General features: G+C 73.3%; 12 protein-coding genes. 6 read left to right on the forward strand and 6 right to left on the reverse strand.

What is annotated here, in order from left to right:
- Positions 1-29: 29 nt before the first annotated feature.
- The 3 genes from EDD32_RS08330 to EDD32_RS08340 form a co-directional block, all read right to left on the reverse strand.
- A complete protein-coding gene (locus EDD32_RS08330) occupies positions 30-1,265 on the reverse strand; it encodes a substrate-binding domain-containing protein (protein ID WP_123916585.1) in 1,236 nt (411 codons plus the stop codon).
- A 257-nt stretch (positions 1,266-1,522) separates the two neighbouring features.
- Positions 1,523-1,930: a hypothetical protein gene (locus EDD32_RS08335; RefSeq protein ID WP_123916587.1), complete on the reverse strand. Its 408-nt coding sequence runs from the start codon at positions 1,928-1,930 to the stop codon at positions 1,523-1,525.
- Between the two features lie 13 nt (positions 1,931-1,943).
- Complete coding sequence (locus tag EDD32_RS08340; protein ID WP_123916589.1) at positions 1,944-2,126, reverse strand: antitoxin; 183 nt, start codon at positions 2,124-2,126, stop codon at positions 1,944-1,946.
- Positions 2,127-2,337: 211 nt separating this feature from the next.
- On the opposite strand from EDD32_RS08340, the gene EDD32_RS08345 reads away from it, so the two are divergent.
- Positions 2,338-3,780 (forward strand): amidase, encoded by a 1,443-nt coding sequence (locus EDD32_RS08345; RefSeq protein WP_123916591.1) that lies wholly within the window; start codon positions 2,338-2,340, stop codon positions 3,778-3,780.
- 187 nt (positions 3,781-3,967) lie between these two features.
- On the opposite strand, the gene EDD32_RS08350 is transcribed toward EDD32_RS08345, so the two are convergent.
- Entirely contained in the window at positions 3,968-4,150 is a 183-nt protein-coding gene (locus EDD32_RS08350; RefSeq protein ID WP_123916593.1) for a hypothetical protein, read from the reverse strand.
- 583 nt (positions 4,151-4,733) lie between these two features.
- Between EDD32_RS08350 and clpB the strand changes: the two genes are divergently transcribed.
- Positions 4,734-7,367 (forward strand): ATP-dependent chaperone ClpB, encoded by a 2,634-nt coding sequence (gene clpB / locus EDD32_RS08355; protein WP_123916595.1) that lies wholly within the window; start codon positions 4,734-4,736, stop codon positions 7,365-7,367.
- A gap of 158 nt (positions 7,368-7,525) precedes the next feature.
- Positions 7,526-8,335, forward strand: coding sequence for a serine hydrolase domain-containing protein (locus EDD32_RS08360; RefSeq protein WP_123916597.1), 810 nt, complete (start codon positions 7,526-7,528; stop codon positions 8,333-8,335).
- A gap of 118 nt (positions 8,336-8,453) precedes the next feature.
- On the opposite strand, the gene EDD32_RS08365 is transcribed toward EDD32_RS08360, so the two are convergent.
- A complete protein-coding gene (locus EDD32_RS08365; RefSeq protein ID WP_123916599.1) occupies positions 8,454-9,233 on the reverse strand; it encodes an exodeoxyribonuclease III in 780 nt (259 codons plus the stop codon).
- 167 nt (positions 9,234-9,400) lie between these two features.
- On the opposite strand from EDD32_RS08365, the gene EDD32_RS08370 reads away from it, so the two are divergent.
- Positions 9,401-10,174 carry an SDR family NAD(P)-dependent oxidoreductase gene (locus EDD32_RS08370; RefSeq protein WP_123916601.1) on the forward strand — a complete coding sequence of 258 codons (774 nt, stop codon included), beginning with the start codon at positions 9,401-9,403 and terminating at the stop codon, positions 10,172-10,174.
- A 33-nt stretch (positions 10,175-10,207) separates the two neighbouring features.
- Positions 10,208-10,780: an orotate phosphoribosyltransferase gene (pyrE, locus tag EDD32_RS08375; RefSeq protein WP_211338942.1), complete on the forward strand. Its 573-nt coding sequence runs from the start codon at positions 10,208-10,210 to the stop codon at positions 10,778-10,780.
- Between the two features lie 64 nt (positions 10,781-10,844).
- Here the strand turns inward: pyrE and EDD32_RS08380 are convergent, their stop codons facing one another.
- On the reverse strand, positions 10,845-11,618 hold the full coding sequence (locus EDD32_RS08380; RefSeq protein WP_123916605.1) for an HAD-IIA family hydrolase: 774 nt from the start codon (positions 11,616-11,618) through the stop codon (positions 10,845-10,847).
- 127 nt (positions 11,619-11,745) lie between these two features.
- Between EDD32_RS08380 and EDD32_RS08385 the strand changes: the two genes are divergently transcribed.
- On the forward strand, positions 11,746-12,384 hold the full coding sequence (locus tag EDD32_RS08385; RefSeq protein ID WP_246006044.1) for a TrmH family RNA methyltransferase: 639 nt from the start codon (positions 11,746-11,748) through the stop codon (positions 12,382-12,384).
- Positions 12,385-12,497: the final 113 nt, after the last annotated feature.

Consider the following 12,497-nt stretch of genomic DNA (forward strand, 5'->3'; position numbering starts at 1 on the left):
CCCGGGCGGTCCGCCCGGGCACCCGGATGTCACTGCGCCGCAGCCTCGGGCGGTGCCACGTCCTCGCCGGCGACCTCGGCGACGAGCTCCGGGGCCCACCCGCCCGCGCCGTCGGAGACCAGCCGCGTCTGGAACATCGGCTGGATGAGCGCGTGGTCGCTCTCGCGGATCGCGTACGCACCCTTGGGCCCGTCGAAGCTCCAGCCCTCGAGCGCGGCGATCATGGCGTCGACGTCGCTCGCGCCGCCGGCCTCCTCGATGGCGTGGACGATCATCTGGGCGGCGACGAACCCGTCGGGGGTGAACAGGTCGGGGGTGCCGCCGGCCGCCTCGACGTGCTCGATCATCGCGGTGTTGATCTCGTTGTCGGTCGCGCCGGGGAAGTAGTGGTTGAGGAAGTCGATCTTCTCCGACGCCGCGCCGTACGCCCCGAAGGTCGAGGCGTCGCCCAGACCGGTGACCACCGTGATGTCGTCGAGCACGCCCTGCTGGTCCAGGGCCTGCCACATGGCGCCCGAGGTCGCGCCCGCCCACGCCACGAACACCATGGTGGGGGCGGCGTCGCGGACCTGGGCGGCGAAGGGCGTGAACTCCGTGACGTCCTCGGGGACCATGACCGAGGTGACCTCGGCGCCCTTCCCGCCGAGGACGCCCTGGACGGCGGCGAGGTTGCCCTGGCCGAAGGCGTTGTCCTGGGCGAGGACGAGGACCTCCTGGCCCTCGACGTCGACGAACGAACCGGCCGTGGCGACGTCCTGGAGGGACTGGCGGCCCGAGCGGAAGGTGTAGTCGTTGATGCCGCTGAGGGCGTCGGTGGCGGCGGGACCGGAGACGTAGAGGACCTTGTTCTGCTCCGCCTGCTCGGCCAGGGACAGGGCGATGCCGGAGGACGCGGTGCCGCCGATGATGGTGTACCCCTGCCCGATGAGGTCACGCGCCTGGGTGACGGCGCGGTCGGTGTCGCCGCCGTCGTCCTGGAACTCGACGACGAGCTCGGCGCCGCCGACCTCGCCCGTGCCGTCCGTGGCGTAGTCGAGGCCGGCCTCGAACCCGTCGACGTACGTCTCGCCGTACGCGGCGAGCGGGCCGGTGGTCGAGGTGATGATGCCGATGTTGATCGGCTCGGCCTCGGTCTCCGTCTCGGCCGCGGCGCTGGTCTCGGCCTGGCCGCCACCGGTGTCGCTGGTCGAGGGGGCGCACGCCGCGACCGTCAGGACGCTCGCGACACCGAGGCTCAGTGCGAGGGACTTCTTCGTGACCCGCATGAGTCCGCCTTCCTTGGGGTTGCACACCTCTCGACCTGAGAGGTGATTCAGGTGCCAGGCTGCCGGGCTCGCGCGGTGCTGTCGATGGCTCCGGTTCACACAATCATCGCGACAGTCATGTCACCTTGAGCCATGTGGCGACGTCTGGGCGGGGCTCCGGAGACGCCGAGGAGGGCCGGTCCGTGGCGGACCGGCCCTCCTGCTCGTTCTCCTCCGGCTGCGTGCGGTTCAGCGCGGGGCCTCGAGGTGTGCCCGGCTCACAAGCCGGTGCGCTCGCCACCCTCGCCGAAGCCGACGTCCGGCTCGCCGTAGGTGCTGCCCTGCCCCTCGTCGAAGCGCCCCTCGGGCAGCTCGGCCTCGACGTCGGAGGTGACCGCCTGGCCCTCGTCGAACCGGGCCTCGGGCAGCTCGGCCTCGACGTCGGAGGTCACCGCCTGGCCCTCGTCGAAACGCTCCTCGGGCAGCTCGCCCTCGAGCGGCGCCGTGGCCGCCTGCCCCTTGTCGAAGCGGTCGTCGTTGTCCCGGTCCGGCAGCCCGGTGGTGCCTGGCGTGTCCGCGCGGTGCCCGGGGTGGTCGTGGCCGGCGTGCGACCCGTGGTCGTGGCTGTCGTGGCTGTCGTGGGTCTCGTGGCTGTCGTGGCTGTCGTGGGTCTCGTGGTGGGTCATGAGGGTCTCCGGCCTACTCGTCGCCGATGCGCTTGTCAGCGGTGTCGACGCCCTTGTCGAGGTGCTCGTCGTACTTGCCACCGGTCCGCTCACCGATGAAGTCCGATCCCTTCTCCAGGGCGTCGTCGCTGTGCTGCTCGCCCTTGTCGCTGTCGAGGAAGTCCTTGGCCTTGCCGCCGAGGTCACCGATACCCATGGGGTCCCTCCCTGGAGGTCGTGGCCGCGCCGGTCGGAGCGGCTGCTGCGAGCATGTCCCCACCCACCCACCCCCGCAACCGCTGGCCTGTCAGGCGTCATGACCGCCGCTCCGGTCCTGGCCTGGCTGCGGACCGCCGGCTGCTGTCCCGTCCTCGCTGGGACCGCCGGCTCCGGCCACCGCCCCTGCCTTCGGGTCTAGCGTGACGGGCATGACGAACCTCCACGAGCTCAGCGCGCTCGACCTGGCGGCAGCTGTGCGCCGCGGCGAGGTCTCCCCGCACGAGGTGGTCCGGCACACGCTCGACCGGGCCCGCCGTCTGGGCCCGCAGGTGGGTGCCTTCGTACACCTCGCCGAGGAGCGTGCCCACGCCCAGGCCGGGGAGGCCGAGGAGCAGCTCGCCGCCGTCGGTGGCGCGGGCGACGGTCTCCCGCCGTTCCTCGGCGTGCCCGTGCCGGTGAAGGACCTCACGATGGTGGCCGGCCTCCCGTTCGAGGCGGGGTCCGCAGCGCTCGCCGGCTTCGTCGCCCCCGTCGACGACGGTGTGGTCACGTTGCTGCGGGCGGCCGGAACCCTCATGGTCGGCAAGACGACGACGCCCGAGCTCGGCCTGCCGCCCTACACCGAGCCCGACGTGGCGCCCCCGGCGCGCACACCGTGGGACCTGAGCCGCACGGCCGGTGGCTCGAGCGGCGGCGCTGCGGCCGCCGTTGCCGCCGGCATCGTGCCCGCCGCCCACGGCAGCGACGGCGGCGGGTCGCTGCGCATCCCCGCCGCCGCGTGCGGGCTGGTGGGCCTCAAACCCTCCCGCGGTCGGGTCTCGCACGGGCCTCACGGGGTGGCCGGATCGGGCCTGGCCACCGACGGGGTGCTCACCCGCACCGTGGCCGACGCCGCAGCCTTCCTCGACGTCCTCGCCCAGCCCTGGCCGGGCGACCACTACGTCGTGCCCGGACCACGCACCTCCTTCCTCGAGGCGGCTCGCAGCGAACCGCGGGGGCTGCGCATCGGTGTGCTCCTCGACCCCGTCGTGGTCGCCGACGCACCCGTGCACGCCGGTGCCCGCGCCGCCGTCGAACGGGCCGTCCGCCTCCTCGAGGGGCTGGGGCACCACGTCGCCGAGGCGCCCGTGCCGTTCCGCCCCGAGCAGTGGGACGCGTTCATGCCGCTCTGGTCCGTCGGGGTGCTCCAGGCCCCGGTCCCGCCGGAGCGCGAGGAGCTCCTCGTCCCGCTCACCCGCTGGATGCGCGAGATCGGCCGCTCGTTCACGGCGCTGGACCACGCCGACGCCGTCTCGGGGCTGCAGCGGCTCGCGCGGCAGACGGCTCTGGCCTGGTCGGCGTTCGACGTCGTCCTCTCCCCGACCCTCGCCCAGCCGCCGGTCGTCGTCGGGGCGATGCGTGACGACGCCGATCCTGCGCGCGACTTCCAGGCCCAGAAGGCGTTCACCCCGTGGACGTCGCCCTGGAACATCATCGGAGCGCCGGCCATCTCGCTTCCGCTGCACCGCGAGGAGGTCGACGGCGTCGAGCTGCCCTTCGGCGTCATGCTCGGCGCACGGCTGGGACGGGAGGAGGTCCTGCTCGGGCTCGCGGCGCAGCTCGAGGCGGCCGACCCCTGGCCGCACTTCGCGCCGGGCTACCCGCACGACTGAGGACCTTGCTCGCAGCGTGTCCACCGCTGCACCCGTGGCTGGTTGCCCTGAGGTCAGCTGGTCGCGGTGCGCCCAGTCCGCTGGTGCTGAGTGCGCCCGGTCCGCTGGTGCTGAGTGCGCCCGGTCAGTTGGTGCGTGGGGCGCCCCGTCCGCTGCGTGGGGCGCCGGGTTTGGTGCGGTGGCCCTCTCAGGCAGTCGCGGTGCCCTGCAGGTCGGTGGCGCCCTCGACGTGCTGCGACTCCTGGGGGCGGCCCTCGGCGTGCCGCACACTCTCCTCGGTCCGCTGGGCGTCCTCCTCGGCGGCGTGCGCGTGCGCCTTCTCCTGCTGCCACAGCTCCTTGGCCTTGCTGGCGAGGTCCTCGGTACTCATGGTCCGCCCTTCCTGTCGATTCGCTGAACGTATCCCGCACTCGCCTCGACCGCTCGTCCGGCGACTCCACCGCGCGCAGCCGGCGGTCCGGTCGGCTCGGCCCGTCGGCCCGTCGGCCCGTCGGCCCGTCGGCCCGACGGCTCCGCTCGTTCAGCCGCTCCTCGCTCGCGCGTCGAGATGTGAGTTGTGGTTGTCCAGCGGCCCGATTCGCAGCAACTACGTCCAACTCGACGAAGCGGCGCGCCGTGTCGGAGAGCCGGCGATGGCGTGCTGCGGCCGCGACCGCGGCGGCGGCGACCTCACGTCCCGCTCCGGCGACGACGTCACATCCCGCTCCGGCCGCGCACGATGGAACTTTGTTGCGGTTCTCTGGCCCGGGATCGCCGCAACACGGTGACATCGCGCGCCGCGCATCCCGCATCGCTCACCGCCCGTCGCGCACCGTGTGGTGGAACGTCGCCGCCTGTCATGGCGCCCTGAACGGGACGGTCCTCCGACCCGTGCGCGACAAGGTTGAGCGGAATAGACTCAAGTTTGCGCAGGTTGATCTCTGCAGAACCGTTCCACCTGACCGGAGGTCCCCTTGGACACCAAGCTCACCACCAAGTCGCAGGAGGCTCTCGCCGCCGCGATCCAGGCCGCGTCCGCCGCTGGCAACCCACAGCTCGAGCCCGTCCACGTCCTCGCGGCGCTGCTCGAGCAGGACGGCGGGGTCGCCGTCGCGCTGCTCGACGGTGTCGGCGCCGACCGCCGCGCCATCTCCCAGCGGGTCTCCGCCGCGATCGCCACGCTGCCCGGCGCGTCCGGCTCCTCGGTCGCGCAGCCGCAGACGTCGCGCGCCGCGATGACGATGATCACCGACGCCGGCAACGAGGCGAAGGCGCTGGGCGACGAGTACGTCTCGACCGAGCACCTCCTCGTGGCCCTGGCGGCCTCGACGTCGCCCGCTGGCGAGATCCTCCGGGGCGCCGGCGTCACCCGCGAGGCGCTGCTCGCCGCCCTGCCCGGCGTGCGGGGCTCGGGCCGCGTGACCTCCCCGGACCCCGAGGGGACCTTCAAGGCGCTGGAGAAGTACGGCAACGACCTCACCGCAGCCGCCCGCGAGGGCAAGCTCGACCCCGTCATCGGCCGCGACGCGGAGATCCGCCGCGTCGTCCAGGTCCTCTCGCGCCGGACCAAGAACAACCCCGTCCTCATCGGCGAGCCCGGCGTCGGCAAGACCGCCGTCGTCGAGGGGCTCGCCCAGCGCATCGTGGACGGCGACGTGCCCGAGTCCCTGCGCGACAAGCGCCTCATCGCCCTCGACCTCGCCTCGATGGTGGCCGGGGCGAAGTACCGCGGTGAGTTCGAGGAGCGGCTCAAGGCCGTCCTGCAGGAGATCAAGGACTCCGAGGGGCAGGTCGTCACCTTCATCGACGAGCTGCACACCGTCGTCGGGGCCGGCGCCGCCGAGGGCTCCATGGACGCGGGCAACATGCTCAAGCCCATGCTCGCCCGCGGTGAGCTCCGCCTGGTCGGTGCGACCACCCTGGACGAGTACCGCGAGCGCATCGAGAAGGACCCCGCCCTCGAGCGCCGGTTCCAGCAGGTGTACGTCGGTGAGCCGTCGGTGGAGGACACCGTGGCGATCCTGCGCGGCATCGCCCCGAAGTACGAGGCGCACCACCAGGTCACCATCTCCGACGGCGCGCTCGTCGCCGCCGCGACGCTCTCCGACCGCTACATCACCGGCCGGCAGCTCCCTGACAAGGCCATCGACCTCGTCGACGAGGCAGCCTCGCGCCTGCGCATGGAGCTGGACTCCTCGCCCGAGGAGGTCGACGCCCTGCGCCGCCAGGTGGACCGGATGAAGATGGAGGAGGCCTACCTCTCCGAGTCCGACGACGAGGCCTCGGCCGAGCGGCTGGAGAAGCTGCGCGCGGACCTCGCGGACCGGGCCGAGGAGCTGGCGTCGCTGACCGCGCGCTGGGAGCAGGAGAAGGCCGGCCACAACCGGGTCGGTGATCTCAAGTCCCGCCTCGACGCCCTGCGCACCGAGGCCGAGCGCGCGCAGCGCGAGGCCGACTTCGAGAAGGCATCCCGCCTCCTCTACGGCGAGATCCCCGCCGTCGAGGCCGAGATCGCCGAGGCCGAGGCCGTGGAGGCCCGGGCACAGGAGGACGCCCAGCGCCAGGCCCCGATGATCGCGGACAAGGTCTCCGCGGACGAGGTCGCCGAGGTGGTTGCGTCCTGGACGGGCATCCCGGTCGGCCGTCTCCTCCAGGGCGAGACGGAGAAGCTCCTGCGCATGGAGGATGTCCTCGGCCAGCGGCTCATCGGCCAGCAGAAGGCCGTGCGCGCGGTGTCCGACGCGGTGCGGCGCTCGCGGGCCGGGGTCGCCGACCCCGACCGGCCCACCGGCTCCTTCCTCTTCCTCGGCCCCACGGGCGTGGGCAAGACCGAGCTGGCGAAGTCCCTCGCGGACTTCCTCTTCGACGACGAGCGCGCCATGATCCGCATCGACATGTCGGAGTACTCCGAGAAGCACTCCGTCGCGCGGCTCGTCGGTGCCCCTCCCGGCTACGTCGGCTACGAGGAGGGTGGCCAGCTCACCGAGTCCGTCCGCCGGCGCCCGTACTCCGTGGTGCTCCTGGACGAGGTGGAGAAGGCCCACCCCGAGGTCTTCGACATCCTCCTGCAGGTGCTCGACGACGGCCGGCTCACCGACGGCCAGGGGCGCACCGTCGACTTCCGCAACACCATCCTCGTGCTCACCTCCAACCTGGGCTCGCAGTTCCTCGTGGACCAGAGCCTCGACGAGGAGACCAAGCGCCAGGCCGTCATGAGCGCGGTCCGCGGCGCGTTCAAGCCGGAGTTCCTCAACCGGCTCGACGACGTCGTGCTCTTCGACGCCCTGAGCATCGACGAGCTCGGGTCCATCGTGGACCTGCAGGTCGACCGCCTCGCGCGACGTCTCGCCGACCGGCGCCTGCGCCTGGAGGTCACCGACGGTGCGCGGGAGTGGCTGGCGCTGGAGGGGTACGACCCCGCCTACGGTGCGCGACCGCTGCGCCGCCTGGTCCAGACCGAGATCGGCGACCAGCTCGCCCGGATGCTGCTCGGCGGGGAGGTCGAGGACGGCGACACGGTCGTGGTCGACCGCTCCGACGACGGCGAGCTCGTCGCGGGCGAGCGGCACGGCCTCAGCCTGAGCGTCGTGGCGCCCGCGATCCGCTGAGCCGAGCGTCGTCCCGCAGAAGCTTCCGTCAGGCCCCGCCTGACGGAAGCTTCTGTGTTCCGGTGCGGTGCCGTCGCGAGCCGGTGCAGGGAGCCGGTGCAAGGAGCCGGTGCGACGCCGGGTCTCGGCGCCGGGCGGGCTCGTGGCAGGCTGGCCGGGTGGAGATCTTCGACGTCCTGGACGAGCTCGACCACCCGGTCGCCGTGGTCGTGACCGACGCCGAGCGGGTGCTGGCCCGGCACGGCGAGACCGCCGAGCCCCTACGGTGGGCGTCGGTGACGAAGCTGATCAGCACGATGGCCTCACTCGTCGCCGTCCAGCGCGGGATGGTCGGTCTCGACGACCCCGCCGGACCGCCCGGAGCCACCGTCCGGCACCTGCTCGCGCACGCGGCGGGCGTGCCCTTCGACGACGGCGCGGTGCTCTCCGAGCCGGGGAGGCGGCGGGTCTACTCCAACCGGGGCATCGAGCTGCTGGCCGAGCACGTCGCCGAGCACGTCGGCACCGACTTCACCACCTGGGCCGAGCAGACCGTGCTCGAGCCCCTCGGGATGGCCACCGTGCTCATCGACGGCTCGCCCGCCCACGGCGCCGCCGGCTCCGCCGACGACCTCGCCCGGCTGGGCCGCGAGCTGCTCAGCCCCACCCTGCTGGGACCGGAGCTCTTCGCCGAGGCGACCCACGTCGTCTTCCCCGGCCTGTCCGGCGTCCTGCCGGGCTACGGCCGTCAGAAGACCAACGACTGGGGGCTGGGTTTCGAGATCCGCGACCACAAGACCCCGCACTGGACCGGTGAGAGCTCCTCGCCCGCCACGTTCGGGCACTTCGGCCAGTCCGGCAGCTTCCTGTGGGTCGACCCGGAGGCGGGCCTGGCGACGGCGTTCCTGTCCTCGCGTCCGTTCGGCGACTGGGCGGTCAGGGTCTGGCCGCCGCTCACCGACGCCATCCTGGCCGAGCACGCCCGCTGAGCCCGAGCCCCGACCCGGTGGCCCCGACGGCTCACGCCGGTGCGCTGACCCGGGTCGCGACGGTCCGCTGACCCGGGTCGCGCCGGTCCGCTGACGTGGCCCGCGCGGGCGGCGCCGCTCAAGCGATGTCGACGATGACGGGCACGTGGTCGCTCGCGCCCTTGCCCTTGCGCTCGTTGCGGTCGATCTGCGCCCCGACGACGTGCGCCGACAGCTCCGGCGAGGCGTGGACGAAGTCGATCCGCATGCCCTCGTTGCGGGGGAACCGCAGCTGCTTGTAGTCCCAGTACGTGTACTGGTCCACGTAGGGGCGTGTGACCTCGGTGAACCCGACGTCCTCCAGAGCACGGAAGGCCTCGCGCTCGGGCTCGGACACGTGGGTCGCGCCCTCGAAGACGCGCATGTCCCACACGTCCTCGTCCCGCGGGGCGATGTTCCAGTCGCCGACGAGGGCGATCTGGGCGTCCGGGTCGGCGCGCAGCCACTCCCGGGCCGCGTCCTTCAGCGCCGCCATCCACTCGAGCTTGTAGACGTAGTGCGGGTCGCCGAGCGTGCGCCCGTTCGGCACGTACAGGCTCCACACCCGCACCCCGCCGCACGTGACCCCGAGCGCACGCGCCTCGGCCGCCGCCGGCTCGCCCCACGTCGGCATCCCCGGGAAGCCGACCTCGGCCTCGGCGACGCCCACCCGCGAGACGACGGCGACGCCGTTCCACTGGCTCAGCCCGTGCGTGACCACCTCGTACCCCGCGGCCTCGAAGGGCAGGAGGGGGAACTGCTCGTCCGTGCACTTGGTCTCCTGCAGGGCCAGGACGTCGGTGCCGGAACGCTCCAGGAAGGCGACCACCCGGTCCACCCGGGTGCGGATGGAGTTCACGTTCCACGTCGCCAGTCGCATGGCGGTGACGTTACCGAACGCGACCGGCGGCCACCGCCCGGGCCGGGTGGACGGAGGACGGCGGCCCGGGACTGCGACCGGGGACGGCGGCCCGGGACTGCGACCGGGGACGGCGGTCGGCGACGGCGGCCGGGCGGAGGGCGCGGCCGCGCACCTAGTCTGGCTCCATGGGAACAGCACTGGTCACCGGCGCGACGTCCGGCATCGGCCTCGAGATCGCCTGGCAGCTCGCCGCCGCGCAGCACCGGCTCGTGCTGGTGGCCCGCTCCCTCGACCGGCTGGAGATGGTGGCCGAGCAGATCCGGGCCGCCGCCGGGGTCGAGGTGGAGGTGCTGCCGGCCGACGTGGGCACCGTCGAGGGCCGGGACGTCGTCGTCGAGCGGCTCCGCCGGGCCGAGCGGCCGGTCGGGCTGCTGGTCAACAACGCCGGGTTCACCCCGGGGCAGTCCTTCGTCGGTGGTGACCTCGCCCTGGAGGAGGAGGCGCTGGACGTCATGGTCCGGGCCGTGCTCGTGCTGTCCAAGGCGGCGGCGGAGGCGATGGTGGAGCGTGGTCGGGGGGCGATCCTCAACGTCTCGTCGGTCTCGGCGTTCACCGTCATGGGCACCTACGCCGCGGCCAAGGCCTGGGTCCTGACCTTCACCGAGGCCCTCGCCGCCGAGCTCAGGGGGACCGGGGTCACCGCCACCGCACTGTGCCCCGGGCTGGTGCGCACGGAGTTCCACGACCGGGCCGGGCTCGACGCCGCCGCCTGGCCGGAGGCCGGCTGGGTCGACATCGACCGGGTCGCCGCGGCGGGCCTGCGAGCCGTGCGGCGTGGTGACGTCGTCGTGGTGCCGTCGCTGCGCTACGCCACGCTCGCCACCGTGCTCCGGCACGCGCCGCGCGCGCTCGTGCGCGCCGTCGCCGGGCCGGGGACCAGCCGCCGCGCGATCGTCTAGGACCGGTTCCCGCGCCGCTAGGCTTTCGGCGTGATGACCAACGACACCCCGCGCGCACAGCTCGCCGCGCTCGTCCGTGAGCTCGCCGTCGTCCGCGGCGAGGTGACCCTCGCCTCCGGGATCACCTCGGACTTCTACGTCGACATGCGCCGTGCCACGCTCCACCACGCCGCCGCGCCCCTCATCGGGCACGTCATGCTCGACCTCCTCGAGGAGGCCGGTCTCGGCGCGGGCGAGATCGACGCCGTCGGCGGCCTCACGATGGGTGCGGACCCGGTGGCTACCGCCATCCTGCACGCCGCCGCGTCGCGCGGTCTCGACGTCGACGCGTTCGTCGTGCGGAAGGAGGCCAAGTCCCACGGGATGCGCCGCATCGTCGAGGGCCCCGACGTCGCCGGACGGCGGGTCGTCGTCCTGGAGGACACCTCCACCACCGGGGGCAGTCCCCTGCAGGCCGTCGAGGCGCTCCGCGAGGCGGGCGCGGAGGTGGCGGCGGTCGCCGTCGTGGTCGACCGCAGCACCGGCGCCAAGGAGCGCATCGAGGCCGAGGCGAAGGTCCCCTACCTGTACGCCCTGGGTCTGGCCGACCTCGGTATCGAGGGCTGACGGTCCGGCTCGAGCTCCCGTCCGCGGGGCCGGCCCGCGGACCGGGTCCCCGACACCAGGGTCGTCAGATCAGCTCGATGAGGTCGGCGATGGAGTCGCGGACCTCGCTCGGCCGGTACGGGTAGCGCTCGACGTCCTCGGCCTTCGTCGACCCGGTGAGCACGAGGTAGGTCCGCAGCCCGGCCTCCATGCCCGCCAGGACGTCGGTGTCCATCCGGTCCCCGATCATGGCGGTGGACTCCGAGTGCGCGTCGATGCGGTTGAGCGCGGCGCGGATCATCACCGGGTTGGGCTTGCCCACGAAGTACGGCTCCCGACCGGTGGCCTTGGTGATGAGCGCGGCGACGGCGCCGGTCGCGGGCAGCGGGCCCTCGCTCGACGGGCCGGTGGAGTCGGGGTTCGTGGCGATGAACCGCGCCCCGCCCTGGATGAGCCGGATCGCCTTGGTGATCGAGGAGAACGAGTAGGTGCGCGTCTCGCCGAGGATCACGTAGTCGGGGTCGGTCTCGGTCAGGACGTAGCCCGCCTCGTGCAGGGCCGTGGTGAGCCCCGCCTCGCCGATGACGTACGCGCTGCCGCCGGGCAGCTGCTGGCTGACGAACGCGGCGGTCGCCAGCGCCGAGGTCCACAGTCGCTCCTCGGGCACGTCGATGCCGGACGCGCGGAGCCGCGCGGCGAGGTCACGGGCGGTGAAGATGGAGTTGTTCGTCAGCACGAGGTACGGCCGGCCGCTCTGGGTGAGCCGCTCGACGAACTCCGCGGCCCCGGGCAGCGCCTGGTTCTCGTGGACGAGGACCCCGTCCATGTCCGTGAGCCAGTTCTCGATCGGCTCGCTCATCGTCAGCTCCTGCGGCTCGGTGCGAGGCGGTGCGCCCCGGCGCCCGGCGACGCCGGGCCCACGCACAGACCTTAGCGACGACGGGGCCGCGTGCGCCGGGGTGCGCCGTCGCTGGCAGGATGGCCCGGTGCGCCCCGACCCCGCCGACCGCGAGGTGGGTGTCGGCCCGTGGCCCGGCGGGCCCGACGCCTGGCCGTCCGACCCCCGGCTCGACCCCGAGCTCCTGGCCGAGGGTGACCGCCGCAACGTCGTCGACCGCTACCGGTACTGGAGCGTCAAGGCGATCGTGGCGGACGTCGACGCCCGCCGGCACCCGTTGCACGTGGCCATCGAGAACTTCGCCCACGACATGAACATCGGCTCGGTGGTGCGCACCGCGAATGCGTTCGCCGTCGCGGAGGTGCACGTCGTGGGCCGACGGCGGTGGAACCGCCGCGGGGCCATGGTCACCGACCGCTACCTCCACCTGCGCCACCACCCGAGCGTCGCCGAGCTCCTCGCCTGGGCCGCCGCGGCGGGCCTGCCGGTCATCGGGATCGACAACGGGCCGGGCTCGGTGCCGATCGAGCACCGGCCGCTCCCGAGGGCGTGCGTCCTGCTCCTCGGCCAGGAGTCCGCCGGTCTGAGCGAGGAGGCGCTCGACGGCTGCGCGGAGGTCCTGCACATCACCCAGTACGGCTCGACGAGATCCATCAACGCCGGCGCCGCGGCCGCCGTCGCCATGCACGCGTGGATGCTGCAGCACGCGGGACCCGCCCCGGGCTGAGCCTCTCGACCGGGCGACCGGGCGACCGGACGACCGGGCGACCGGGCTCGCTGCGAGGGCCTCGACCGCAGTCCCCGCCGCCCGACACCGACGGTTTGTGACCGCCCTCACCG

This window comes from Georgenia muralis (assembly GCF_003814705.1).
In the GTDB taxonomy this organism is placed as follows: Bacteria; Actinomycetota; Actinomycetes; order Actinomycetales; family Actinomycetaceae; genus Georgenia; species Georgenia muralis.

Excerpts from the sequence above, each read along its gene's own strand:
- EDD32_RS08370 (WP_123916601.1), top strand. The coding sequence starts at position 9,401 with ATGGGAACAGCACTGGTCACCGGCGCGACGTCCGGCATCGGCCTCGAG.
- pyrE (WP_211338942.1), top strand. The coding sequence starts at position 10,208 with ATGACCAACGACACCCCGCGCGCACAGCTCGCCGCGCTCGTCCGTGAG.
- EDD32_RS08330 (WP_123916585.1), bottom strand. The coding sequence starts at position 1,265 with ATGCGGGTCACGAAGAAGTCCCTCGCACTGAGCCTCGGTGTCGCGAGC.
- EDD32_RS08350 (WP_123916593.1), bottom strand. The coding sequence starts at position 4,150 with ATGAGTACCGAGGACCTCGCCAGCAAGGCCAAGGAGCTGTGGCAGCAG.
- EDD32_RS08340 (WP_123916589.1), bottom strand. The coding sequence starts at position 2,126 with ATGGGTATCGGTGACCTCGGCGGCAAGGCCAAGGACTTCCTCGACAGC.
- EDD32_RS08380 (WP_123916605.1), bottom strand. The coding sequence starts at position 11,618 with ATGAGCGAGCCGATCGAGAACTGGCTCACGGACATGGACGGGGTCCTC.
- EDD32_RS08365 (WP_123916599.1), bottom strand. The coding sequence starts at position 9,233 with ATGCGACTGGCGACGTGGAACGTGAACTCCATCCGCACCCGGGTGGAC.
- EDD32_RS08335 (WP_123916587.1), bottom strand. The coding sequence starts at position 1,930 with ATGACCCACCACGAGACCCACGACAGCCACGACAGCCACGAGACCCAC.
- EDD32_RS08345 (WP_123916591.1), top strand. The coding sequence starts at position 2,338 with ATGACGAACCTCCACGAGCTCAGCGCGCTCGACCTGGCGGCAGCTGTG.